A 23,986-nucleotide genomic window follows, 5' to 3' on the forward strand; every position below is an offset into this window, starting at 1 on the left:
ACCTGGGAAAAGTCCCCCGGAACATACTATGAACTGCGTACGCTAGTTTTCCGCAACCTTAACGAGCGGCTCGCTGCGATTTGCGCCACAGCAGATACGAGTAGACGTAGACGACTCCGACCGAACCAAACGCCAGAACCGCAATCACCGCGGCGACAACTTCACTCGAAAGCACGCTACCCGCAACGCCCATCACAATCAGACCAACACCCAGCACCATAAAGCAGGCACCGCCAAAACGCTGCGTACGGCGCCAGTTCTCGGGATCGGCAAGCGCCCAGGGCGTCTTGATACCGAGCGTATAGTTCTGCTTCACACGCGGCAAGTAGTTGCCTACGCCAATGAACAGCAAACCGACAGCACCGGAAATCAGCACGTTGACCGAACCGACCGCCGGCACCACGCCCCAGACCGTAAGCTCTCCCAGCCAGCTTATACCACAAATGAACAGGGTGAAGGCGATTACGAAGCCCTGATAGAACTTGCCCGAGGTTCGATATGCCTCACCTTTGGGATCGATGCGCGGCACCACGTAGAACATTGCGAGAAGCACCAGGGGCAGCACGCCGTGCGCGGAGGCCATCCAGCTGGGACCCCAACCGTCAACGCCGTTCGCGCCCCAGTGCGTGGGAATCTGCGCAGGCAAGCTCGGCATCACCATAAGGTGCGCTACGATATTGGCGACGCACAGAGCGACCAGCGCGATCCACACGCGTGGCGATACCCCCGTGGCGTGAATGCCCTTGTTTTCGTTATTCATCCTTATCACCTTCAGTGTTTGTAAAGCCCATAAACCAACCGATCAAGTCCTGCATGACGGTGGTGTTTAAGCTGTAAACGATGTTTTGGCCATGACGTTCATCGGTCACCAACCCGGCGTTTTTGAGCGTCGCCAAATGATGGCTCAACGACGGCTTGCTGATGTCAAAATGCTCGGCAAGCTCCCCAGCCGTGCGGTCGCCCTCGCGTAGTAGTTCCAAAATGCGCCGCCGCGTAGGATCGGCCAGCGCTTTAAAACCCTCTCCCGGCATAGGACCTCCTCTCATCATTTCGTTCGACGCGCACACTATACTCGATATTTAGATATTTGTCTAACTATCTAATCTTGTACTCAAAATAGCCGCCCCGCGTAATGCGAAGACGGCCACTTCTCACGCCATAAACGTGTTTCGGAGTTGGCTAACCCGCGGCAACGGGCGCCATCTGCTTCAATCTTATGCGAATCCCGATCCCATTTCAACAAACCCCAAGGGTTCAAATGGAATCGTGATAATACCTATAATGGCGATAGCTAAAACACGATTCGCTTCCCCATCGGAGGATATTTATGACCGAAACCGTTGCCGCAGCCGCCATCGAGACACGCGACACCAAGCTCGAGATCATCATGGGCCGCGAGGCACTCGATAAGCTCGCCGATGCTACGGTGCTGGTGCTCGGCTGCGGAGGTGTGGGCTCCAATTGCTGCGAGGCACTCGCCCGCGGCGGCATCGGTCATTTCGTCATTCTGGACAAGGACATCATCGCACCCAGCAATATCAATCGTCAGGCCATCGCCTTCCAAAGCACCGTCGGCAAGCGCAAGGTAGACGTGATGGAAGCCATGATTCGCGATATTAATCCCGCCGCCACCGTTATCAAGCGCACCGAATACCTGTTGAGCGACAACATCGACGAGTTCTTTGCGAGCGTTTTTGAGCAGACGGACGGCAAGCTCGACTACGTCGTCGACGCCATCGACACCATCTCGGCCAAGCTCACCATTGCCAAATATGCTCAGGACCACGACATTCGTTTGGTTAGCTCCATGGGCGGGGCCAACAAGCTCCATCCCGAGTGCCTCCACTTTGCCGACATCTTCGATACGGTACGTGACCCCATGAGCCGCATTATGCGCAAAGAATGTAAGAAGCGCGGAATCAAGAGCCTACATGTATTGTTTAGCTGCGAGGAATCGGTTAAGACACAGCCCCGCGACCCTTCCAACATCCACGAGCGTACCGAGCTCGGAACCGCCAGCTTTATGCCGCCCATCATGGGTCAGATGATTGCCGGCGAGGTTATCCGCCAGATCAGTGGGCGCGGCACCGAGCGCGTGCGCGCCGATGGCCAGCGCCTGAACTAGCGGAGTGCGCCGAGATGGAGCCCCGGTTATTTGATGCACACTGCCATCTTGATTTGATGGCTTACCCGAATGCTGTTGCCGACGAAACTGCGGCTATAGGACTGGGGGTCTTTGATTGCGGGGTCGACCCGCGCGACTTCGCGGCAGCAAAAAAGCGGGCCAGCCGTTACCCAAACATTATCGCGGGCGTTGGCCTCCATCCCTGGTGGCTCGCCGACGGCCGCTGCGGTCCTGCCGAAATCAATCTGCTTTGCAAAGTTGCTGCCCAAGAGCGCTATATCGGCGAAGTCGGACTCGACTTTTCCGCGCGCTTTGCCGGAAGCGAACCGCTTCAAATGCAGGCACTTGACCGGCTCTGCGATGCGCTCGTGCAGTGTCCTCTTGCCGGGCGCGTAATATCGATTCACGCCGTTCGTTCGGCAGGAACCGTACTGGACGTACTCGAATCGCATGGTCTACTCATCCCAAACCCCGACTCCCCCGCTATCATCTTCCACTGGTTTAGCGGTACTTCGGACGAACTCACCCGCGCGCGTAATGTGGGCTGCTATTTTTCTGTCAACGAACGCATGCTCGCGTCTAAACGAGGACGCGAATACGCACGACAGATTCCACTCGATCGTTTACTACTCGAGACCGATGCACCAGCGGAGGCAAACACAGAAACAAGCGCGCAGTCGCTCATCAAATCGCTCACAAGGACCTCGATGCGCATCGCCTCGCTCAAAAATTGTGACGCAAAGCGTATCGAATCGGCAGTTTTAACAAATGCACACTCTATTTTTGGCCTTCGCTAACCCCTCTGGGCAAAAAGACGACAACGATACCATTATGACGGTAGACGTGCCGTCCAAGTCCTACGCAAGCTCCAGCAGCTCCGGCAGCTGGTCGATAATCTTGTCCGCGGCATCTTGGCTAAAGCCGAAGCGTTCCTCGCGCTTGGCAATGACCGTCAGGCCGGCTCGCTTGCCGGCAGTGATACCAGGCACCGAATCCTCAACGCAGCAGCAGCGATTCGCGGGAAGTCCCAGCAGGTCCAGCGCATGCAGGTAGATGTCGGGCTCGGGCTTGCTCTCCTTAAACTGCTCGCCGCTCACCACATACTCAAAGGCATCCGACAGCCCGCACGCATTGAGCACTTCCTCGATGCTATCCATGGGAGACGAGCTGGCAAGCGCCACGCGAACGCCGCGGCGCGGCAGCTCTCGAATCGTATCCACGGCGCCTGGGTTAATCAAAGCCTGATAGTCGCGCGGACGCTTATGCGCCCACTCGTCCCAACGGGCCAACGCTTCCTCGCCAGTGAAATGCCCCTTACCGGCGCGCTCAAACCAATCGACCAGCATATGCAGGAAGAACTGATGTGAGGTACCGATCTGCCCGTTCAACTCCTCTTGAGTCAGGTTAAGCCCAAGCTCCTTGGCAAACGCGGCAGTCTCGCTCAGGTAGTAATACTCGGTATCGACAATGACGCCGTCCATGTCAAAGATAACGGCGTCGAACGGAAATGCGGACACGGCACCCTCCCTAACAAAAGGGCGCCTGTAAGCAGGCGCCCGAACCATGCATTAATCGGCGATTCTAACCCAGCAGCTTATCCAGCGCCACCGCAATGCCGTCTTCGTTGTTATTGGCAGTCACCATCTGGGCCACGGCCTTAACCTCGTCAACCGCGTTGCCCATGGCAACACCGGTGCCGGCCCACTCAATCATGGACTTGTCGTTCTGGCCGTCGCCAAACGAGACGACCTCGCTGGCATCGATGCCGAGCTTGGGCAGGGCACCCTCGAGCGCGCGGGCCTTGTCGATACCGGGAGCCGTAAACTCAAAGTACCAGTCGGCCGTAAACATACCCGAAAGCTTCTGAGTAAAGGGCGCATACATCTCCTCGTGATGCGCTTGCAGATAGGCCGGGTCGCCCGCAGTGAGCAGCTTGTCCACGGGATAAGTGTCCACGACCTCATGCAGGCTCTCCACCTCGCGAATCTTAAGATCGCACGCGTCGCGCTCATACTTGACGATATTCTTCTGCGAGCCATCCGGCAGCGTAATCATGCAGCGGTACGAGTCCTCGACGTGCAGATCGCGACCAAGCGAAATCATAGGGATCACGTCAAAATTACGCAGATGATCAATCAGACGGTGCAGTTCGTCAGCCGGCATGGCCTGGTCAAAAAGGACCTCATCGGTCTGAGCGTCGACCACATGCGCGCCATTAAAGGCCACCAGCAGACCGTCATGGTTATGAAGGTCGAGCTCCTGCGCCAAGGCGTGCAGCCCCCATGCGGGACGGCCCGAAGCCAAAATGAGCTTAATGCCCGACTCCTGCGCCGCGAGCAGCTTCTCGCGCGTACGCGGGCTGATGACCTTTTGGTCGTTGGTGAGCGTACCGTCGATATCCATTGCGATGGCTTTGATTGCCATATAAGCCTCCCTGTCATTGAACAACCTTGCCTGAGTCATCATACAGAACACCTACTGCGGCTCTGTCTGCGACGGGTAAAAAGTCATATTGTCCCGAACATGAACGGCGTGTGGTCGTGAAGCTTTATCGCTCAGGTCAAATACGTCTGCTAGCGACGCTCATCCGTCGGTGCGCCCTCGACGATCGCGATGCCCGCCGATGCACCCAACGCGCTGGCGCCGGCCTCGATGAATGCGCAAGCCTCTTCGTAATTATGGATACCGCCCGCCGCCTTGATTGCCACGGCATCGCCGAGCACCTCGTGCATCAGCCGCACGTCCTCGAGCTTAGCACCGCCAAAGCTTCTGCCGGTCGATGTCTTAAGGAATCCCGGCTTGGCCTCCAGCGCGATCTCGCATACACGGCGCTTGGCGGCGTCGTCGCCGTCCAGCTTGCACATCTCAACGATTACCTTGTCAGTGATGCCATGCGCGCGACAAAAATCAGCAACGGCAGTCATCTCGCGCTCGATGGCATCAAAATCGCGGTTCTCGATCGACCCCTGATTCAAAACGTAGTCAATCTCGGTAAAGCCACACGCAGCGTATTCCTCAAACCTCGCAAGCTTCTCCTCAAGCGTCATAGTGCCCTGGGGAAAGTCGATAGCGCCGGCAAGGATGATGTCAGAGCCCTCGAGCATGGCGCGGCCCGTCTCGTACTCCTGCAGGTTCGCAAATACGCAGCGAAAGTTGTACTTTAGCGCCTTCTCGACATACTGCTCAAACGTGTCCTCGGGGGCATCGATATAGTCGATGTATTTATTGATGGGTTTGGCAAGCGTCATGCTGGGCCTCCTTGTTCAGGGCTGACAACCGATTCGTGGTTTCACGCGAAAAACCACGTTCAATCTACACCCGACATGCAAGGGCAGCGCCCTCATTCCGGCAAGTGGTATGAAATTAGCTGTAGACGTATATTTACGGACAGCGAATGGCACCGCACGCGGATGCCGACTGCAAGACATCCCCCCCCTCAATACGCCCTCATGCCCACTCAAATAGCAAAGGGGCCCGCATCCCAACGGATACGGGCCCCTTTCATTCATAAGCCAACTCGGCCGTAAAGACTACTTACGGTGAGCGCGGTAGAACTCGATGAGCGCCTGGGTCGAAGCGTCCTGCTCGGCCTTGGCGGCGTCGTCGTGGAAGGCCGGGGTAATCTGCTTGGCAAGCTGCTTGCCCAGCTCGACGCCCCACTGGTCGTAGGAGTCGATGCCCCAGACCGTGCCCTCGACAAACGTGATGTGCTCGTACAGGGCGATGAGCTCGCCGAGTGCGAACGGGGTCAACGTATCGCCGAAGATCGAGGTCGTCGGACGGTTGCCCTCAAAGCAGCGGGCCGGGACGATCTGCTCGGGCGTGCCTTCGGCGCGCACCTCATCGGCCGTCTTACCAAAAGCGAGCGCCTTGGTCTGGGCCAGGAAGTTGCCCAGGAACAGCTCGTGAACATCCTGGCCGCTGTCGGTTGCGGGGTTGGCGGTATTGGCAAAGGCGATGAAATCGGCCGGGACCACCACGGTGCCCTGGTGCAGCAGCTGGTAGAAGGCGTGCTGACCGTTGGTGCCGGGCTCGCCCCAGAAAATCTCACCGGTGTCGGAGGTCACGGCGCTGCCGTCCCAGCGGACATGCTTACCGTTGGACTCCATGGTGAGCTGCTGCAGATAGGCCGGGAAGCGGTGCAGGTACTGGCAGTACGGCAGCACGGCGTGGCTCTTAGAGCCGAAGAAGTTGACGTACCAGACGTTGAGCAGGCCCATTAGCGCGACAGCGTTGTTCTCGAGCGGGGTATTGCAGAAGTACTCGTCGATGGCGTGGAAACCCTCGAGGAACTGCTGGAAGCGCTCGGGACCGAGCACGACGATCAGCGACAGGCCCACGGCGGAGTCGACGGAGTAGCGGCCGCCGACCCAGTTCCAGAAGCCGAAGGCGTTGGCGGGGTCGATACCGAAGGCCTCAACCTTGTCGAGTGCGGTGGAAACGGCAACGAAGTGCTTGGCCACGGCCTCGGCGTTCTGCTCATCGGAGCCGTCGATGGCACCCTGAGCCTTGAGCTGCTCGAGCATCCAGGTCTTGACCTCGCGAGCGTTGGTGAGGGTCTCGAGCGTGGTGAAGGTCTTGGAGACGATAATCACGAGCGTGGTCTCGGGATCCAGGCCCTTGAGCTTCTCGGCCTGGTCGTTGGGGTCGATGTTGGAGATATAGCGGCAGTCGATACCGGCGTCGGCGTAGGGACGCAGGGCCTCGTAAGCCATGACCGGGCCCAGATCGGAGCCACCGATGCCGATGGACACCAGATGCTCGATCTTCTTGCCGGTAACGCCCTTCCACTCACCGGAGCGCACGCGCTCGGCAAAGGCGTACATGCGGTCGAGGACCTCGTGCACGTCGGCGACGACGTCCTGGCCGTCGACGATGAGCTGGCCCTTCTCGCTTGCCGGACGGCGAAGCGCGGTGTGCAGGACGGCGCGGTCCTCGGTGGTGTTGATGTGCTCGCCGGAGAACATGGCGTCGCGGCGCTCCTCGAGCTTCACCTCGCGGGCAAGATCGCACAGCAGCTTGACGGTCTCATCGGTCACCAGGTTCTTGGACAGGTCGAAGTGCAGGTCACCGGCGTCAAAGCTCAGCTTGTTCACGCGCTCTGCATCGGCAGCGAACCAGGCCTTGAGGTCGATACCTTCGGCCTCGAGCTTCTCCTGATGAGCCTCGAGCGCCTTCCAAGCGGCGGTCGACGTAGCGTCGATAGGTGCGGCAACAGTTGCCATAAAGTCCTCCTCAACATACGGGCGCAAACCTCCATGCGCCCGGATAATCAGATGCCCCTATTCTAGCGCAGGTCAAGACCGTAATCAGCCAGCGTTGCCAATCCGCCCCCAAACGGCGACCGACCAAAAAGGGACAGGTTTATTTTGGCAGGTCAAACGCTTTACCTACCAAAAATAGCCCATCTCTTTATGGCAGACATTAGGCCGCGGCGCACACGCTGCCGAGCAACTCACGCAGAGGAGACCCAATGCCCTCAAGCAGTTCGGGAGCGATGATGGCAAAAACGGGAACCTCACCGGCCCCCACGACGGCAGGCACTTTGCCCTCCGAGACAATACATCCATAAGGGACAAAACCGTCTTCGCCGGCATCGAGCGCCGCCATGCGACGCGCGAGTTCGCGCGCAAAGCCAGCAGTATCGGCATCGCCGATCGCCAGGACAAAGTCCACGCCTTCGTCGGTCGCCAGGGCCCCAGCTTCGTCGATCAGCTCGTCTCCCCCGTCGCCCTCAACCGAGCCGCAACGAAAAAGCACGCGCTCGAGCAGAGCTCGGTCAAGCGAGCCGAGCGCCGCCGAGACAAGCTCATCGCGCGTATGTTTGTCGCCACCCAGCACCACCAGCGCCTTGGTGCCGCCGTAGTGAGCGACCAATCGTCCACACCAGCGAGCCACGTCTCCATCCGCAACAAGGCGCGTCGGCATACCAAACCCATAGTTGACCATTATCCCCACAACCCTTCCGTGCTTTATGGTGGTATCGATCGTTAGGCTCATGCTACGAAGCGAGGTTTTCCGAGCTGTTTCGCGCTCTTTAGCGCTGCGTTAAAACCCGATGCAACCGCCCGACCATACCTGCCAAAAAGGGACAGGTTTGTTTTGGTCGGTCAAGCGTTTTACCTACCAAAATAAACCTGTCCCTTTTTGGCAGGTTTTGACGATGTCTGGACGAGCGGGTATTATCGAACATGCATTCGATAAGAACATGTGTTTGATGGGAGAACGCGTGGGGCACGGGCGTCACACCTATATCTGCATCGACCTCAAGACGTTTTACGCCAGCGTCGAGTGCGTCGACCGCGGGCTCGATCCGCTCACCACCCACCTGGTCGTTGCCGACGAATCACGCGGGCGTACGACCATCTGCCTCGCCATTACCCAGGCCATGAAAGACCTCGGGATACACAACCGCTGCCGTCTGTTTGAGATTCCCGACGGCATCGACTACATCAAGGCCGTACCGCGCATGCAGCACTACATGGAGGTGTCGGCGCAGATCTACGGTATCTACCTTGAATACGTGAGTCCGCAAGACGTTCACGTCTACTCAATTGACGAGTGCTTTATCGACGTGACACCCTATCTAGAGCTCTACCATACCAATGCCAAAAGCTTTGCCTGCATGCTGCGCGATGAGGTCCTCGCGCGCACCGGCATCACGGCGACAGTCGGCATCGGCCCCAACCTATTCCAGGCCAAGGTGGCGCTCGACATTACCGCTAAGCACGTACCCAGCCGCATCGGCATACTCGACGACGAGACCTTTCGCAAGGAGATCTGGCCCCATCGCCCCATCACCGATATCTGGGGCATCGGCCCCGGCGTGGCAGCTCGCCTCGAAAAGTACGGGGTATACGATCTGATGGGCGTCGCCGCGCTCGACGAAAACCTGCTTTACGACGAACTCGGCGTCAATGCCGAGTATCTCATCGACCACGCCTTTGGGCGTGAGCCGACAACTATCGCCGATATTCAGGCCTATCGCCCGCAGGCAACTTCAACCACCACAGGACAAGTGCTCTCGAAGGGTTATGCCTACGAGCAGGCCTACACCGTCTTGCGCGAGATGGTCGATGCCGCCGTACTGGACTTGGTCGATAAGCACGTGGTCTGCGACAGCATCTCGCTCTTTGTGGGCTACGCGAGCGAGCGCGCCGACATACGCCGCCTCGACGCCAGCGGCACAGCGCAATATGTAGACGGATGCGGACATGTGCGTTCGAGCACGTCGAGCATCGAACCCGCCGCAACCGCCGGCCCCGAGCTCGCACCCCGTGCACCCAAGCCCGTCCAGCGCGATGACGAACGACGCCGTCTGGTGCGCGAGGCACAGGCAATCGACGGCATCTTTGTGGGAGAGCATGGCGGCAAACCGCGTGGCGGCTATGCCGCGCTCTTTGCGCACTCTAACGCTTCGCGCAAGCTGCCCGAGCGCACCAATTCGTTTAAGAAGATCATGGGCTATTTCGATGAGCTCTGGGCGCAGACCGTCGATCCCAAACGACCGGTCAAGCGCATCAATTTGGGCTTTGGCAACCTCATGCCCGAGGAATTTGCCACCATCGATCTGTTTAGCGATGTTAAGGCCGATGAACGCGAGCGTGACCTGGCCCGCGCCGTTCTGGCCGTGAAGGGCAAGTACGGCAAGAATGCCCTGGTCAAGGGATTAAGCTTTACCGCCGGCGCCACCGCACGCGAACGCAACGATCAGGTAGGAGGACACCGTGCCTAAGGCCCAACAACAGCCGATGCGGCCACCGACGCCTTTTGAACGCCTGGCGGACCCCGAGGGAAGACGTCGCTCCGCCGACCCCAAGCTCACCGCTAACGGTGCCGTTCGCGCCAACCGCGCCGCGCAGTTTATGCCCTTTGCCGCCCTCACGGGATACTACGAGCTCGTGCGCAAACAAGAGATCTCTGTTGAGCCCAAATGCGAACTCACGGAAGAAAAAGCCCTCGAACTTTCAAAAAAGCTCGAGGGCCTCAAACGCGGCGACTTGGTGCGCGTCACTTATTACGATACATACGGCTATCGTAGCCGCACCGGCATTCTCGACGAAGTGCTCCCCGCGTTCAAGCTGCTCAAACTCCGAGACATCGCCATCGGCTTCGACGATATCCAAGACATCGAGCTGCGCGGCCGAGCCTAAGCGCAAGCGTACGCCCGGCCCTACGGCTTTATGACGTAATAGCCCGCATCCCTCACGGCAGCCTCAAGCACCTCACGATCGATCGGGTTTTTAGAACGGATGCACGCCGTGTGGTCTGTATACGTCACCGTGGCCCAAATGCCATCGAGAGCGTTGAGGGCGTTCGTCACATTTTGCGCGCAGCCGCCGCAGCTCATACCGCCAATAAGCAGCTCATCGCTATAGGGGTAGTGAGACACATCGGTGTCCGCGACCGCGACCCTCTTGACCTTCTTTCTGCCCGCCCCATCGCCGCAACAGCATTTGCCATGCGTCGATGCGACAATACGCCGGAATCCAAAAAATAAGCCGCCGGCAATTACGGCAAGCACAATGATGTTTGCCGTTTTCTGCTATGTCAGCCACATAAAGCAGCTACGAGATGTTGCCCAAAAACGCCTTGGTGCGCTCGCTCTTGGGATGGTCGAAGACCTCGCTCGGCGTGCCCTCCTCCACGATAACGCCGCCGTCCATAAAGACGACGCGGTCGGCGACGTCGCGGGCAAAGCCCATCTCGTGCGTCACCACGATCATCGTCATGCCGTCACGCGCAAGATCGCGCATGACGCCAAGGACGTCGCGGACAAGCTCGGGGTCGAGCGCCGACGTGGCCTCATCAAAGAGCATCACGTGCGGGTTCATCGACAGGGCGCGGGCGATGGCCACGCGCTGCTGTTGACCGCCCGAAAGCTGGCTCGGCATAAAATCGATGCGCTCGGCCAGGCCGACCTTGGTCAGCTCCTCGACGGCAATCTTCTCGGCCTCTTCCTTGCTGCGCTTGAGCACCTTTTGTTGCGCAAGCATGACGTTCTTTTTGACCGACAGGTGCGGGAACAGATTGAACTGCTGAAACACCATGCCCAAGTGCGTACGCACCTTATTGAGGTCGACGCCCTTGGCGCACACATCCACGCCCTCAACGACAATCGAGCCGCTCGTGGGCTCCTCAAGACGGTTAATGCAGCGAAGCATCGTCGACTTGCCCGAGCCCGAGGGGCCCAGGACCACGACGACCTCACCCTTGTGCACATCCAGATCGATGTCGCGCAGGACCACGTTATCGCCAAAGGCCTTCTGGAGATTCTTGATGCTGACGACGACCTCGTTCGAGTTATTGGTTTCGCTCATAATAGAACCTCCTTACAGACCTGCAATATGATCGGCGGGTGTCGCGACAACCTGTCCGGCGCTCTTGGTGGGACGCTTCTTTTTGGTTTCGGCCGTCCCCAGAAGCCTCGCCTCAAGACCGCTCACCAAGCGCGCAAGCGGCAGGGTAATGACCAGATAGAACAGGGCGGCAACCACATACGGCGTGATGGAGCCCGTCGTCGCCACGATGGTGCGGGCATTCATGACGATCTCGACCACGCCCACGGCGGCGAGCAGCGACGTATCCTTGTAAAGCAGGATAAACTCGCTGGTCAGCGTAGGCAGGACATTGCGGAACGTCTGCGGAATCATAACGTAGAGCAACGTCTGGAAGGCATTCATGCCCAGCGAGCGGGCAGCCTCGTTTTGGCCCTTGGGGATCGACTGAATACCGGCACGGAAGATCTCGCACAGGTACGCAGACGAGTTCATGGCCATGACGATAACGCCCAAGACGTAGTCGTCCACCTTGACGCCGGCAAGTGGCAGGCCAAAGAACGCGATATAGATCTGCAGGAACGCCGGCGTACCACGGATGATATTCACGTAGATGCCGGCAAGACAGCGCAGGATGCGCGACTTGGAGATGCGCATGAGCGACAAGGCAAAGCCAAAGGGGATTGCCAGCGGAAACGCCACAAGCACGATCGAGAGCGACATAAGGAAGCCCTTAAATACGACCGGCAGGCTCTGGACCAAAATGACCGGGTTCAAGAACAGACGCAGGAACATATTGGAATTCCAAGCCTCGACCCACTGCTGTTCCTTAAGATCGGCCTGGAAGTTATCGAAGGCCGTCACGCCCTTAATCTCGACGGAAGGAATCTTGGAAATCTTCTTGGTCGAACCGTCGGCGAGCGTATAGGTGCCGCTAAAGGCCTCGTCGCCGCCTTCGACGGGGAAGGTCACGCCGTACACCTCGACACGGAAAAAGCCGCCGGCAGGCGCCGTCTCGCCAAAGTCGATCTTGAGCGTCTGGCCATCAGCCGTGCACGTGGGCTTCATGGGTGTGCGATCCATGAGGTCCTCGCCCGAGAGCATCGTCAATCGCGTGTCATCGGTACCAAACGTCGTGCCGTCGACAAACGTCAGCGAAAGACCGCTCAGCTCCTCGTCGGCGTCGGCCTGAACTTCCCAGGTAATACGTGTCTCGGTGCCGCCGACCACATCGCTGCCCGAACCGGTGTTGGGTCGGGCGGTAATCTTTGCGGTCTCAAGCGCTTGGGCAGTCGAGGGCGCAGATGCCCCCACGCACACCAGCGCGAGCGCCACGGCCATGACGCAGGCTAGCTTTTGGAGCAAGGCGGGTAGTGAAGAACGCTGCCCAGCGGCCCCTTTGTTCAGTCGAGACAAGGTGGCTCCTATCGTAGAAGTTGCCGGCAAATAGAGACGGAAACACTCTCCGTCGAGAGAAGCGCAAAGGCCCTCTCCGCTAAACGGAAAGGGCCCACACGCAATCAAGTATCTGTTTACTTGATGTTGTACTTAGCCATGAGGGCGTCAACGGTACCGTCGTCGGTCAGGTCCTTGATGGCCTGGTTGATGTCGTCCTTGAGCTTGGTATTGCCCTGGTTGATGGCAATGGCGTACTCCTCGCCGGTGCTGATCTGCTTAACCGTATGGCAGGTGTTGAACTGCTCGGCGGTCAGCTGGCTGGCAACGGAGCGGTTGGTGACTACGGCATCGCCCTTATCGGACTGCAGGGCGCTGAAGCACTCGGTAGCGTCCTTGTAGGGGACGATCTTGGCCTTGGGGAAGTTCTCCTGGGCAAAGGCCTCGGCGGTCGAGCCAGACTGGACGATAATGGTAGCGTCGGCGTTGTTGAGCTTCTCGCTGTAATTGTCGGCCGTGATGTCGGTGTTATCGACCTTGGTCACGATAGCCTGATCGTCCATGTAGTAGGAATCGGAGAAAGCGACTTCCTTCTCACGCTCGGGCGTGTCGGTGATAGCCGCAATGGAGACGTCATACTTGGTACCCGAAGCGACACCGGGGACGAGCGTGTCGAAGTCGTTGTTGACGTACTCGACATCCAGGCCCAGCTTGTCGCCGATAGCCTTGATGAGCTCAAGGTCAAAGCCCTGATAATCGCCGTTGTCATCCTTGTACTCAAACGGAGCGTACTCGGCAGAGGTGCCGACGGTCAGCGTACCGTCCTTGACGAGCGCGTACTCCTTGGAGCCGTCGACCTTCTCGACCTTAGCGTCGTCAGAGCTGCTGGAACCGGCATCAGAACCAGAGGTGGCGTTGGACGAGCCGCAGCCCGTCAGTGCGAGGGCAAGCGCCATGGCGCCCGTGGCGGCAAATGCGCCAAGCTTCTTCAGCTTCATAATCAGTCTCCTTCCAATGGCCCCATGTGATTCAGGGGCCTGCAAAAACTGAGGGCTATTATGCACCCGCGTGAGAGAATCTGCAATTAGAAAACTGATTGAAACAAACCCATAACGTGAATGGAACACTCCACTTTATGACAGTCATTACTGCTGCAATGACCTTAACAGTTTAATTTCAGCCGCATAACCTGCAAGTTCGTTCGGCGTTTCCAAAATGAATGGCAATGATCGCAGGCGGCTATTCGATACAATATTCTGCATAACCTGCATTCCGCCGCCAAGTTCCTCGCTGCCGAGGTAACCCTTGCCGATGCACTCATGCCGGTCCTTATGGGCACCGCGGGGATTCTTGGAATCATTGATATGCACAGCGCGCAGGCGCTCGATACCTACCACACGATCGAACTCGTCGAGCACACCGTCAAGATCTTGGACGATATCATAGCCGGCGTCATTTACATGGCAGGTGTCCAGGCAAACGCCCAGCTTGGCCGACAGCTCGGGGCGCCTGTCAGCAACGCCCTCGATGATGATCGCCAGTTCCTCAAAGCGGCGGCCCACCTCGGTGCCCTTGCCAGCCATGGTCTCGAGCAGCACCGTCGTCTGCTGGCCCTCAAACATCACCTGGCACAGGGTGTCGACGATCATCTGAATGCCGGCGTCGGAACCCTGTCCCACATGCGCACCGGGATGGAAATTGTAGTAGTTACCGGGCAGCGCTTCCAGACGCTGCAGATCCTCAGCCATGGCCTCCAGGGCAAACTCGCGCGCCCGCTCTTTGGCCGAGCAGGGGTTATAGGTATACGGAGCATGGGCCACGAGGGGACCAAAATCGTTTTGTTCCATAAGCTCGCGCAGGGCCGCCACGTCATCCATGTCAAGGTCTTTCGCCTTGCCGCCGCGCGGGTTGCGCGTAAAGAATGCAAAGGTATTGGCGCCAATGGATAGCGCCGTCTCCCCCATCGCCCGATAGCCCTTCGTCGTGGATAGGTGACACCCAATCGTCAGCATCCCCAGCTCCCCCTCATCAGTTACGGTGAAATAGTTCCTGTTGATGCCTTATTCTGCCGCAAACAGGAACTATTCCACCGCAAGTTATAAAAGGGTCATGAGGAGCGCGTTTTGCCGAAGGCCTTAAGCACCGCCGTCACGGGTCCAGGCTGAAAACGGCGGCGTACGTCGTCGAGACGCTCGGGAATATCGATATGCTGCGGGCAGTGCCGCGCGCATTTGCCGCATTTGACGCAATTGCTCACCAACTTGGGCTCGCTTGTGCGCACCGCGCTCGCCGTAAAATACTGCGATAGACCCGTAAACCAGCTGTGCGCATAGCTTGCGTTGTAGGCGGCAAAACATCCAGGAATATTGATGCCTTTAGGACACGGCATGCAGTAACCGCATCCCGTGCAGGGCACGCGATTCGATTTTTCAAACTCCTCCAGCACGTGCGCGATGGCATCGAGCTGAGTAGCTGTCATCGAATCCGGCAGGGCCCGATCGGCCAACGCCGCGTTCTCATCCACCTGCGCGGTATCGGTCATACCCGAAAGCAGCATCGTCACCTGAGGATGATTCCACACCCACGAAAGCCCCCAAGCGGCAGGAGTGCACAAATGCGGGTCACGGGCGCTATCGAGCACAGCGCGGGCCCGCGGCGGCAACTTACCTGCCAGACGTCCGCCCAAAAGCGGCTCCATTACAAATACCGCAAGCCCACGTTCAGCAGCCGCCATGAGCCCCGCCGTCCCCGCCTGATAGTGCTCTCCGGCGTAGTTGTACTGGATCTGGCAAAAGTCCCACTCATAAGCATCGAGCATCGTGAGGAAGTCCGCCGCACTGCCGTGGTACGAAAAACCGATCCGGAGAATACGCCCCGCAGCCTTTTGGCGCACAATCCAATCCTCGATACCCAGTGCCACCACGCGTTCCCACTGGGCGGGCGAGGTGATGTTGTGCATGAGGTAGTAGTCGATATGGTCAGTCCGCAGGCGGCGCAGCTGCTCATCAAAGAAACGGTCGAAATCCTCCGCGCACTTGCACGAGGCGTGCGGCAGCTTGGTCGCGAGCAAAACCTGGTCGCGCAGGCCCAAGCGCTCAAGCGAAGCGCCTACGCAAGCCTCGTTGCCGGGATAAAGATAAGCCGTATCCAGATAATTAATCCCCTGCTCCACCGCACGGGAAATGATAGTATCGGCTGTCTTCGCATCGGGGCGTCCCGGCGCACCGGGAAACCTCATGCACCCCAGCCCCAACGCCGAGATACGGTTACCGCTTTTGGGGTCAACGCGATACTGCACGGCCCCTCCTCCCCCATCGAAGCTCTGACGCGGCGAAACAAACCCGTCACGCCACCGAAACACATCGGAACCGCAATCGAGAACGTATCGTAACCCAACAGAAATCGAGTCGTCATGGCAGCGCTTTAACATCAGCAAAAAGTCCGATGAAAGGAGCCAGCCATGCCCACGCTCGACCTTTGGAACCTCGCCACCCAGCTCAAAAGCACCGATTACCGCTGGATCGACCTCACCCACACGCTCTCGTGCGACACCCCGCACTGGTTTGGCTTTAAGCCATTTGAGTCCACCAAGCTCTTCGACTACCTGCCCGGCACGCCCGAAGATATGCTCGCGCCCATGCGTTGCTTCCAGTATTCGGTCGCCTCGCAGTACGGCACCCACGTCGATGCGCCGCGCCACTTTCATGTTGACGGCCGCTCCCTCGGCGAGATCGAGCCCGTCGAGTTTATGCATCCGCTCTGCGTGATCGATAAGCACGAGGAGTGCGCCGCAAACCCCGACTTTATCCTGACTATCGATGACCTCAAAGCTTGGGAGGGCGAGCACGGTCGCATTCCCGAGGACGCTTTCGTCGCCTTCCGCTCCGACTGGTCCAAGCTCGCCGACCTCGAAAACAAGGACGAGGACGGCCAGCCCCACTACCCCGGCTGGGACCTCGACGCCATCAAATGGCTTGTAGAAGAGCGCAACATCGGCGCTATCGGCCACGAGCCGGCAGACACCGACCCCGCATCCGTGACCACACGCGAGGACGCCTACCCCTACCCCGGCGAGCAGTACATCCTCTCGGTCGACCGTTACCAGATCGAGGTCATGGACCATCTGGACGAGCTTCCTGCCACAGGCGCCGTCATCTTCTGCACCTTCCCCAAGGTGCGCGATGGCGTTGGATATCCCGCGCGCGTTTTTGCCATCTGCCCCGCGGCATAAGTTCCCATGCATTTGTTCTTCTAAATTCAGCCTCCGGTGTACGCCACATGCCCCAGCGGCATACAATCCATCAGGCGCCCCATATGCGGGCGCCTTTTATATGGGGAGATGATTCACATGCAGATCAACAAGGTCGCCTTTATCGGCAAGGGCGGCGTCGGCCTGCTCTACGGCAGTATGATTGCCAAGGCCCTCGGCAACGATGCCGTCGAATACGTCATGGATGACGCGCGTTTCGAGCGCCACGTGGGCGATGCGCTCACCGTCAACGGAAAGCCCTGCACGCTCAAGTCCGTCCGCGCCAGCGAGGCAACGCCCGCCGATCTGGTCATTCTCACGGTCAAGACGACGGGGCTCGACCAAGCACTCAAGACTATGGAGCGCGTCGTGGGACCCAACACGCTCATCGCCTCGCTGTGCAACGGCATTACGAGCGAGCAAAAATAGCCGAGCGCTTTGGCTGGAAGCACACCGTCCTGGGCATCTGCCAGGGCATGGACGCCGTATTCCTTAACGGCGCGCTCACCTTTACCAATGCGGGCGAGATTCGCTTTGGCGCGGCAGCAGGCACCGAGCCCGCAACCGTCACCGCCATCGATGAGCTCTACACGCGCTGCGGCATCGCCCATACCGTCGAGAGCGACATTGCGCACCGCATGTGGGCCAAACTCATGCTCAACGATGGCATCAACCAGACCTGCATGGCCTACGGCGGCACGTACGGGAGCGCCACGGAACAGGACTCCGAGCAGCGTCGCTGCTTTGTTTCCGCCATGCGCGAGACACTTGCGGTCGCCAACGCCGAGGGCGTTGAGCTGACCGAGGCAGACCTGACGCAGATGGTGCACCTCATCGAGGGAATCGATCCCGCCGGCATGCCCTCGATGGCGCAGGACCGCATCGCACAACGTAAAACCGAAGTCGAGGAGTTCGCGGGCACCATCTGCCGCCTGGCCGCCAAACACGATATCCAAGTGCCGCAAAACGATTGGCTCTACCAGAGGATTCGCGAAATAGAAAGCAGCTGGTAGCCTCGCCCGCACGGCGACGCGCGCAATGTAAGCAGACAGGCCTTCGCGAGGATCCCATCGCTCGCGAAGGCCTGTCGCATTTAGGCCGAGGCTAAAACTGAGGCTCGTTTTGCGACTCCGGGACCTCGTCCTCGTCATCGCGGCAAAGCACCACGCCGGCGCTTCCCAACAGCGCCGCCGCAATCAAGGCGCTCACAACCACAGGAGCAGCACCCGTAGTGGACTGCAAGCCGGCAACTAACGCCGCCGTCGGACCAAGACATCCGATCAAAAGGGCAACGACGGCAATAGCGACATCTCGAGCGTTCATGGGATCACTTCCTCCACGAGAAAGACCTTGTTTCTCATGACTTAGTGTGCCCCGCGCCCATATGCCCAACGTAGTGCCACGGTAAGGGCTCTGTTAACCCAAATGCATATAAAAACGGGCGACTTTACATTGCCCGAAAGCTCGGTAAAGACGCCCGTCCATCATGTGCAATCGATGCCGTCAGATTACCAACCGGTGTAGTAATCGGTAGTTCCGGCTGCGCAACCCGAATCGTAGACCTTGCACTCGCCCTTAGAGCCCGTAAAGGTCGAGCCCTGGGACTTATCGCTCGCAGCCACCACGTAGTAGCCGTCGGAATCACGCCAAAAGCCCTCGGAATCCAGCGTCCACTCACCCGTGCGGTGGTGATACAGCACGTTGCTGCTGTAATAGGTCTCGCGACGACCGTTGTAGTTATTGACGCCGCCCGAGCGCGTCAGGCCCGAGCCGTTCGCGTAATACGCAGCAGACGCGTAAGACGAGCCGGAGCCGGCGTTGTAATACGAAGCCTGAACGGCCTCGGCAGCTTCTGCCTCGACGGCCGCAGCCTCGAGCGCCTCGCGCTTAGCATCCTCGAGCGTGGAGCGAAGCTCGTCGAGCTCGGCCGACTTCGCGTCGACCTCCTCCATCGTCAAAAGACTGCCCGCACCGTCGATACAACCCTGCAGTACAGCGCGCTCGTCATCGGTGGCATAGTCACCGTACATGTTCATGATGATCTGCGCGCGGACCTCTAGGGAATCGCGCTTGGCCCCCATCGAGGCGTTCCACTCCTGCATGGAGCCAAAGCCGTCGCCACGATAGTCGACGGGCTGCATCAGGGTCGCCTCGGACGGCGTGGATCCGACCGCGTCGGACAGTGTTGCCGCGTGGGCATCGGTTACGCCGGCACCCACTAAAAGCGCCACGGCAAGCGTGGCAGAAAGGGCGGCGGCCTTCGGTTTTCGTGAATCGATCCTCATGTAGCTGGAAACCTCCGTAGTGAGTTTTTGCTGCGTTTAAGCTGCGTGTGATTCGATCGCGCTGCATAGTACCCCGAGTAAATCGCGACCTGCGGTTTTTCTCAAAAGGTGCACGTCATTTGCGTAAAACTCACATCCTCTCAACAGGAGTTTTCCACAACTCGCATGCATAAAGCATGCCAAAAACCCTGTAATAGCGCCCTTCCTATGCAAAAAAGGCGCCTGCGCAACCATTGTTCGCGCAGGCGCCTTGAGCAGGCATTTTATGCAGTTATACCTATCGAGTCGCAAGGGGCCCTTGCACAAGTCGCCCTACTCGTCCAGCGCGGCAAAGGCCTGCTTCAGATCCCAAATGATGTCCTCGGCGTTCTCGGTACCAATGGAAAGACGGATTGTAGAGGGCGTAATGTTCTGCTCGGCAAGCTCCTCGGCAGAGAGCTGGGAGTGCGTGGTGGTAGCCGGGTGCACGACGAGCGACTTGACGTCGGCTACGTTGGCGAGCAGCGAGAACACCTGCAGGTGGTCGATGAACTTCCAAGCAGCCTCCTGGCCGCCCTTGATCTCGAAGGTGAAGATCGAGGCGCCGCCACGGGGGAAATACTTCTGGTACAGCTCATGGTCGGGGTGCTCGGGCAGGCTCGGGTGGTTCACCTTGGCAACATGGCCGTCACCGATCAGGAACTCAACGACCTTCTTGGTGTTCTCGACATGGCGGTCAACGCGCAGCGACAGGGTCTCGGTACCCTGGAGCAGGACCCAGGCGTTAAACGGGCTAATGCAGGCGCCCTCGTCACGCAGCAAGATAGCACGGACATAGGTCGCGAAGGCAGCGGGGCCGGCGGCCTCGGCAAACGAGACGCCATGGTAGGAGGGATTGGGCTCGGCGATCTGCGCATACTTGCCGCTCGCCTTCCAGTCAAAGTTGCCGCCATCGATAATCACGCCGCCCAACGAGGTGCCGTGGCCGCCAATAAACTTAGTTGCAGAGTGAACGACGATGTTGGCGCCGTGCTCCAGCGGACGGAACAGATACGGGGTGCCGAAGGTGTTATCGACAACAACCGGAAGACCATGCTTCTTAGCGACCTCGGAGATAGCGTCGATGTTGGGGATATCGGAGTTGGGGTTACCGAGCGTCTCGACGTAAATGACCGTGGTGTTGTCCCTGATGGCGCCCTCGACCTCGTCCAGGTTGTGGGCATCGACGAAGGTGGTCTCGACACCAAACTGGGAGAGCGTGTGCTCCAGCAGGTTGTAGGAACCACCGTAGATGGTCTTTTGGGCCACCACATGGTCGCCGGCCTGAGCGAGGGCCTGCAGGGTATAGGTGATGGCGGCGGCGCCAGAGGCGACGGCAAGACCTGCAACGCCGCCCTCGAGCGCGGCAATGCGGTCCTCAAAGACGCCCTGGGTGGAGTTGGTCAGACGACCGTAGATATTACCGGCGTCGGCAAGGCCAAAGCGGTCAGCGGCGTGCTGGGAGTTGCGGAACACATAGCTCGTGGTCTGGTAGATAGGCACGGCGCGGGAATCGGATGCGGGGTCGGCGCTCTCCTGGCCAACGTGCAGCTGCAGGGTGTCGAAACCAAAGGTGTGCTCGGGGTTGTTGATAAACTGGCTCATGATGATCTCCTTGATCGAACAAAAGTAATAAGAGTAAGAGAAGTAAGTCGCCGTCTCCTGATCACGCCGACGGGCGCAAGCAGGAGCCCGGCATTCGTCTTAGTAAGCAGTTCATATGCGGTCCTCCTTTTGACATCCCGTTCTCGTGGTCGGCTTAATTACCTACCGCCTTTGTGTGTTTTGAATAGTACGAGCATTGTTTCGCGCGGTCAATCACTTAAAAGCGCTAACCTGTTATCGGTTTTTTAGATAGCTATCGAAAGGACGGGTGCCGATGACCCTCCAGCAGCTTCGTTTTCTTATCGCCGTGGCAGAATCCGGCTCAATTAACGCCGCAGCTCAGCGCCTCTATACCGCGCAATCCAATATCTCCAACGCCGTCAAAAGCCTAGAGCAGGAGCTCCGTCTGGAAATCTTTACGCGCTCCAGCCGCGGCGTCACACTCACCAACGACGGCACCGAGCTTTTAGGCTATGCGCGCCAGGTCGTAGAGCAGGCCGATATGCTCGAGGCCCGCTACGAGGACGGCGGCACACCCCAGGCACGCCTTGCCGTCTCGGCCCAGCACTACGCTTTTTCGGTCGAAGCCTTTGTCAACGTCGTCGAGCGCTGCCGCGACAGTAAGTTTGAGTTCATCATGCGCGAGACCACCACGTCACAGATCATCGACGACGTCCGCGCATTTCGCAGCGATATCGGCATTCTGTATCTGGATGACTTTAACGCCCGCGTCCTGCAGAAGGCCTTCGCCGACGCCCGCGCAAGCTTCCATCCCCTCTTCGATGCAACGGTCCACGTCTTCGTTAGCGAGCGCCATCCGCTCGCACGCCGCCCCCAGCTATCGCTTGCCGACCTTACGCCCTATACGCGCTACAGCTTTGAGCAGGGGACCTCAAACTCCTTCTATTACGCCGAGGAGCCGTTTAGCTATATCCCCTGCGACCGCAACATCCGCGTTTCCGACCGTGGCACACTCACCAATCTGCTCATCACGTCGAACGGTTACACTTTGTCGACCGGTGTCCTCTCCAATGAAATGCAATGGGGCATGGCATCGATCCCGTTGGCAGACGCTCCAACGATGCGCGTGGGCTACATCATGCACGATGAGCGCAAGCCCTCTCCCCTGCTGCGGCAATACCTCGACGAACTCGATCGCATCATCCACGAAAACCAACCATTTGGGGACGGGATAGAAATGGCAGATTTAAAAGCCCTCTAGCTCTTGACAATTCAGGTCGCCCATCTTTCTTGGCGACAACGTCTCCACCATCCTTGTGGAGCGGCACGCCTCGCATAAAACAGGATGGACCGGGCGCTACAATAGACAGCCGCAAGAGAGGAACTCGACGAAAGGAAGTCTGTGAAGGTCATCATCTATACCGACGGCTCGGCTCGATCCAATCCGGGACGCGGTGGCTACGGCGCCGTGCTCAAATACACCAACCCCGCCGGCAAGACCTTCACCTCCGAGCTTTCGCGTGGCTACGCCAAGACCACCAACAACCGCATGGAGCTCATGGCGGTCATCGTGGCGCTCGAGGCACTCAACCGTCCCTGCGAGGTCGAGGTCCACTCCGACTCGCAGTACGTCGTCAACGCCTTTAACAAGCACTGGATCGACGGCTGGAAAAAGCGCGGGTGGAAAACTGCCAACAAGCAGCCCGTTAAGAACCGCGACCTGTGGGAGCGCCTGCTTGCCGCAAAGAGCAAGCATAAGGTGGAGTTCATCTGGGTTAAGGGGCATGCCGGCCACGAGCTCAACGAGCGCTGCGACGAGCTCGCCACCACCGCGGCCGATGGAGTCAACCTCGATATCGACACCGGCTTTAACGAGAGCGACCTGTAATAGCGTTTTCGCGCAGCTTTATATCCCCACGCGCTACACTCATCCTGTAGACCAAAACAACGCAAGGGGGACGTATGCTGCGCATCGCGACCATCGGCACATCCATGATCACCGACGACTTTATCCAGGTCGTCAATGCCAACGACCAGGCTGTATTCGTAGGCACGCTCTCGCGCAACGCCGAGCGCGGCGCCGCCTTTACTGCCGAGCACGGCGGCGAACGAAACTTTACTTCACTTGATGAGCTTGCAGCAGCCGCCGACGTCGACGCCGTCTATATCGGCAGCCCGAACGCACTTCACTACGAGCAGGCCCTTGCCTGCATCGCCAGCGGCAAGCACGTCATCGTCGAGAAGCCCTTCTGCGCCACCGAGGCGCAGGCGCTGGAAGTCTTCCGCGCCGCCGAGGCGGCGGGCGTCGTAGCCCTCGAGGCCATGCGCCCGCTCCATGACCCCGCTTTCCACGCCATCGAGGACGCCCTGGGCGAGATTGCGCCCATCCGCCGCGCCTCACTGCGCTTTGGCAAGTATTCTTCACGCTACAACGAGGTTCTCGCGGGACGCGCCACCAACATCTTCGACTGCCACATGGCCTCGGGCTCCCTCATGGATATTGGCGTCTACACCGTCGAGCCCATGGTCGAGATCTTCGGCATGCCCTCAGGCCTTACGAGCATGGCTACTCTGCTCGACCCCACCACGCAAGAGCTCACCCATGGCCCCATCGATGGCTGCGGTTCCATCCTCGCCAGCTACGGCGGTGGCCGTATCTCCGTCGAGCTCGCGCACTCCAAAATTACGAATGACCTACTGACCTCGCAGATCGAAGGCGAGCGTGGCACTATCCAGATTGACCATCTGTCCACGCCCCGCAACGTCCGCATCGACTATCGCGGCGATGTCGTACGCGGCTCGGCGACCGAGGCGCCGCGCGAACAGAGCGACAACGGCCGCGTGCTCGACCTGCCCAAATCGAGCAACACCATGGAATACGAACTCGCAGACTTTATCACCGCCATCGGCGGCATCGATAACGTCAAGGAAGAGATTTGGGAGACCCCGGCGGGACGTCACGAGCTTGGCCACTATCGCGATGTCACGCTTGTCTCGCTGCGCATCATGGATGCCGTGCGCCAACAGACCGGCATTACCTTCCCCGCCGATTCTGTCAAGCAGGCCTAGC

At 59.0% G+C, this 23,986-nt stretch carries 26 protein-coding genes; 10 read left to right on the forward strand and 16 right to left on the reverse strand.

From position 1 onward, the window contains the following. Positions 1 to 58: 58 nt before the first annotated feature. Both ACTQ05_RS04330 and ACTQ05_RS04335 read right to left on the reverse strand, forming a co-directional pair. On the reverse strand, positions 59 to 760 hold the full coding sequence (locus ACTQ05_RS04330) for an SdpI family protein (RefSeq protein ID WP_427718513.1): 702 nt from the start codon (positions 758 to 760) through the stop codon (positions 59 to 61). Continuing rightward, positions 753 to 1,031, reverse strand: a complete 279-nt coding sequence (locus tag ACTQ05_RS04335; protein ID WP_154517353.1) for an autorepressor SdpR family transcription factor — start codon at positions 1,029 to 1,031, stop codon at positions 753 to 755. The genes ACTQ05_RS04330 and ACTQ05_RS04335 overlap by 8 nt, the downstream gene beginning before the upstream one ends. A 296-nt stretch (positions 1,032 to 1,327) precedes the next feature. On the opposite strand from ACTQ05_RS04335, the gene ACTQ05_RS04340 reads away from it, so the two are divergent. After that, positions 1,328 to 2,125: a tRNA threonylcarbamoyladenosine dehydratase gene (locus ACTQ05_RS04340; protein WP_441538098.1), complete on the forward strand. Its 798-nt coding sequence runs from the start codon at positions 1,328 to 1,330 to the stop codon at positions 2,123 to 2,125. 14 nt (positions 2,126 to 2,139) lie between these two features. Further along, positions 2,140 to 2,922: a TatD family hydrolase gene (locus tag ACTQ05_RS04345; RefSeq protein ID WP_441536803.1), complete on the forward strand. Its 783-nt coding sequence runs from the start codon at positions 2,140 to 2,142 to the stop codon at positions 2,920 to 2,922. A 60-nt stretch (positions 2,923 to 2,982) separates the two neighbouring features. Here ACTQ05_RS04345 and ACTQ05_RS04350 read toward each other — a convergent pair whose 3' ends face one another. From ACTQ05_RS04350 to ACTQ05_RS04370, 5 genes are all read right to left on the reverse strand, one after another. Beyond that, entirely contained in the window at positions 2,983 to 3,642 is a 660-nt protein-coding gene (locus ACTQ05_RS04350) for an HAD family hydrolase (protein ID WP_370450635.1), read from the reverse strand. A 64-nt stretch (positions 3,643 to 3,706) separates the two neighbouring features. Next, positions 3,707 to 4,549 carry a Cof-type HAD-IIB family hydrolase gene (locus tag ACTQ05_RS04355; RefSeq protein ID WP_441536801.1) on the reverse strand — a complete coding sequence of 281 codons (843 nt, stop codon included), beginning with the start codon at positions 4,547 to 4,549 and terminating at the stop codon, positions 3,707 to 3,709. A 149-nt stretch (positions 4,550 to 4,698) separates the two neighbouring features. Continuing rightward, positions 4,699 to 5,373, reverse strand: coding sequence for a deoxyribose-phosphate aldolase (deoC, locus tag ACTQ05_RS04360; RefSeq protein WP_441015806.1), 675 nt, complete (start codon positions 5,371 to 5,373; stop codon positions 4,699 to 4,701). A 282-nt stretch (positions 5,374 to 5,655) separates the two neighbouring features. Then, positions 5,656 to 7,350 (reverse strand): glucose-6-phosphate isomerase, encoded by a 1,695-nt coding sequence (gene pgi, locus ACTQ05_RS04365; RefSeq protein ID WP_117817172.1) that lies wholly within the window; start codon positions 7,348 to 7,350, stop codon positions 5,656 to 5,658. A 199-nt stretch (positions 7,351 to 7,549) separates the two neighbouring features. Then, complete coding sequence (locus tag ACTQ05_RS04370) at positions 7,550 to 8,053, reverse strand: iron-containing alcohol dehydrogenase (protein ID WP_441538100.1); 504 nt, start codon at positions 8,051 to 8,053, stop codon at positions 7,550 to 7,552. Positions 8,054 to 8,333: 280 nt separating this feature from the next. On the opposite strand from ACTQ05_RS04370, the gene ACTQ05_RS04375 reads away from it, so the two are divergent. Both ACTQ05_RS04375 and ACTQ05_RS04380 read left to right on the forward strand, forming a co-directional pair. Further along, positions 8,334 to 9,860 carry a Y-family DNA polymerase gene (locus ACTQ05_RS04375; RefSeq protein WP_441538132.1) on the forward strand — a complete coding sequence of 509 codons (1,527 nt, stop codon included), beginning with the start codon at positions 8,334 to 8,336 and terminating at the stop codon, positions 9,858 to 9,860. Continuing rightward, complete coding sequence (locus ACTQ05_RS04380) at positions 9,853 to 10,278, forward strand: hypothetical protein (RefSeq protein WP_427718560.1); 426 nt, start codon at positions 9,853 to 9,855, stop codon at positions 10,276 to 10,278. The genes ACTQ05_RS04375 and ACTQ05_RS04380 overlap by 8 nt, the downstream gene beginning before the upstream one ends. Before the next feature lie 20 nt (positions 10,279 to 10,298). Here ACTQ05_RS04380 and ACTQ05_RS04385 read toward each other — a convergent pair whose 3' ends face one another. From ACTQ05_RS04385 to ACTQ05_RS04410, 6 genes are all read right to left on the reverse strand, one after another. Further along, positions 10,299 to 10,517, reverse strand: a complete 219-nt coding sequence (locus ACTQ05_RS04385) for a heavy-metal-associated domain-containing protein (RefSeq protein ID WP_427747961.1) — start codon at positions 10,515 to 10,517, stop codon at positions 10,299 to 10,301. 175 nt (positions 10,518 to 10,692) lie between these two features. Continuing rightward, on the reverse strand, positions 10,693 to 11,445 hold the full coding sequence (locus tag ACTQ05_RS04390) for an amino acid ABC transporter ATP-binding protein (protein ID WP_022094423.1): 753 nt from the start codon (positions 11,443 to 11,445) through the stop codon (positions 10,693 to 10,695). Between the two features lie 12 nt (positions 11,446 to 11,457). Continuing rightward, a complete protein-coding gene (locus tag ACTQ05_RS04395; RefSeq protein WP_441538102.1) occupies positions 11,458 to 12,819 on the reverse strand; it encodes an ABC transporter permease subunit in 1,362 nt (453 codons plus the stop codon). Positions 12,820 to 12,935: 116 nt separating this feature from the next. Continuing rightward, the gene (locus ACTQ05_RS04400; RefSeq protein WP_118345556.1) at positions 12,936 to 13,796 is read right to left on the reverse strand and encodes an ABC transporter substrate-binding protein; all 861 of its coding nucleotides are present in this window, start codon (positions 13,794 to 13,796) and stop codon (positions 12,936 to 12,938) included. 147 nt (positions 13,797 to 13,943) lie between these two features. Continuing rightward, positions 13,944 to 14,810, reverse strand: a complete 867-nt coding sequence (locus tag ACTQ05_RS04405) for a deoxyribonuclease IV (RefSeq protein ID WP_441538104.1) — start codon at positions 14,808 to 14,810, stop codon at positions 13,944 to 13,946. Between the two features lie 95 nt (positions 14,811 to 14,905). Continuing rightward, complete coding sequence (locus ACTQ05_RS04410; RefSeq protein ID WP_441538106.1) at positions 14,906 to 16,096, reverse strand: aldo/keto reductase; 1,191 nt, start codon at positions 16,094 to 16,096, stop codon at positions 14,906 to 14,908. A gap of 162 nt (positions 16,097 to 16,258) precedes the next feature. Between ACTQ05_RS04410 and ACTQ05_RS04415 the strand changes: the two genes are divergently transcribed. The 3 genes from ACTQ05_RS04415 (at position 16,259) to ACTQ05_RS04425 (ending at position 18,060) form a co-directional block, all read left to right on the forward strand. Continuing rightward, a complete protein-coding gene (locus tag ACTQ05_RS04415) occupies positions 16,259 to 17,029 on the forward strand; it encodes a cyclase family protein (RefSeq protein ID WP_441048582.1) in 771 nt (256 codons plus the stop codon). A gap of 117 nt (positions 17,030 to 17,146) precedes the next feature. After that, positions 17,147 to 17,476 carry a ketopantoate reductase family protein gene (locus ACTQ05_RS04420; RefSeq protein WP_441538108.1) on the forward strand — a complete coding sequence of 110 codons (330 nt, stop codon included), beginning with the start codon at positions 17,147 to 17,149 and terminating at the stop codon, positions 17,474 to 17,476. Next, positions 17,446 to 18,060 (forward strand): ketopantoate reductase family protein, encoded by a 615-nt coding sequence (locus ACTQ05_RS04425; RefSeq protein ID WP_441538109.1) that lies wholly within the window; start codon positions 17,446 to 17,448, stop codon positions 18,058 to 18,060. Before ACTQ05_RS04420 ends, ACTQ05_RS04425 begins: the two co-directional genes overlap by 31 nt. A gap of 91 nt (positions 18,061 to 18,151) precedes the next feature. On the opposite strand, the gene ACTQ05_RS04430 is transcribed toward ACTQ05_RS04425, so the two are convergent. From ACTQ05_RS04430 to ACTQ05_RS04440, 3 genes are all read right to left on the reverse strand, one after another. Beyond that, positions 18,152 to 18,370 (reverse strand): hypothetical protein, encoded by a 219-nt coding sequence (locus tag ACTQ05_RS04430; protein ID WP_154517389.1) that lies wholly within the window; start codon positions 18,368 to 18,370, stop codon positions 18,152 to 18,154. A gap of 185 nt (positions 18,371 to 18,555) precedes the next feature. Beyond that, positions 18,556 to 19,332 carry a hypothetical protein gene (locus ACTQ05_RS04435; protein WP_154517392.1) on the reverse strand — a complete coding sequence of 259 codons (777 nt, stop codon included), beginning with the start codon at positions 19,330 to 19,332 and terminating at the stop codon, positions 18,556 to 18,558. A gap of 312 nt (positions 19,333 to 19,644) precedes the next feature. After that, positions 19,645 to 20,955: an O-acetylhomoserine aminocarboxypropyltransferase/cysteine synthase family protein gene (locus tag ACTQ05_RS04440; protein ID WP_441538111.1), complete on the reverse strand. Its 1,311-nt coding sequence runs from the start codon at positions 20,953 to 20,955 to the stop codon at positions 19,645 to 19,647. 274 nt (positions 20,956 to 21,229) lie between these two features. On the opposite strand from ACTQ05_RS04440, the gene ACTQ05_RS04445 reads away from it, so the two are divergent. The 3 genes from ACTQ05_RS04445 to ACTQ05_RS04455 all read left to right on the forward strand — a co-directional run bounded on the left by ACTQ05_RS04445 (position 21,230) and on the right by ACTQ05_RS04455 (position 23,985). Continuing rightward, positions 21,230 to 22,177: a LysR family transcriptional regulator gene (locus tag ACTQ05_RS04445; RefSeq protein WP_427747969.1), complete on the forward strand. Its 948-nt coding sequence runs from the start codon at positions 21,230 to 21,232 to the stop codon at positions 22,175 to 22,177. A 141-nt stretch (positions 22,178 to 22,318) separates the two neighbouring features. Then, positions 22,319 to 22,804 carry a ribonuclease HI gene (gene rnhA / locus ACTQ05_RS04450; protein ID WP_427727777.1) on the forward strand — a complete coding sequence of 162 codons (486 nt, stop codon included), beginning with the start codon at positions 22,319 to 22,321 and terminating at the stop codon, positions 22,802 to 22,804. Positions 22,805 to 22,878: 74 nt separating this feature from the next. Then, positions 22,879 to 23,985 carry a Gfo/Idh/MocA family protein gene (locus tag ACTQ05_RS04455; RefSeq protein ID WP_441538114.1) on the forward strand — a complete coding sequence of 369 codons (1,107 nt, stop codon included), beginning with the start codon at positions 22,879 to 22,881 and terminating at the stop codon, positions 23,983 to 23,985. Position 23,986 lies beyond the last annotated feature (1 nt).

It is taken from the genome of Collinsella sp. LCP21S3_A9 (assembly GCF_052118785.1).
Lineage (GTDB): Bacteria > Actinomycetota > Coriobacteriia > Coriobacteriales > Coriobacteriaceae > Collinsella.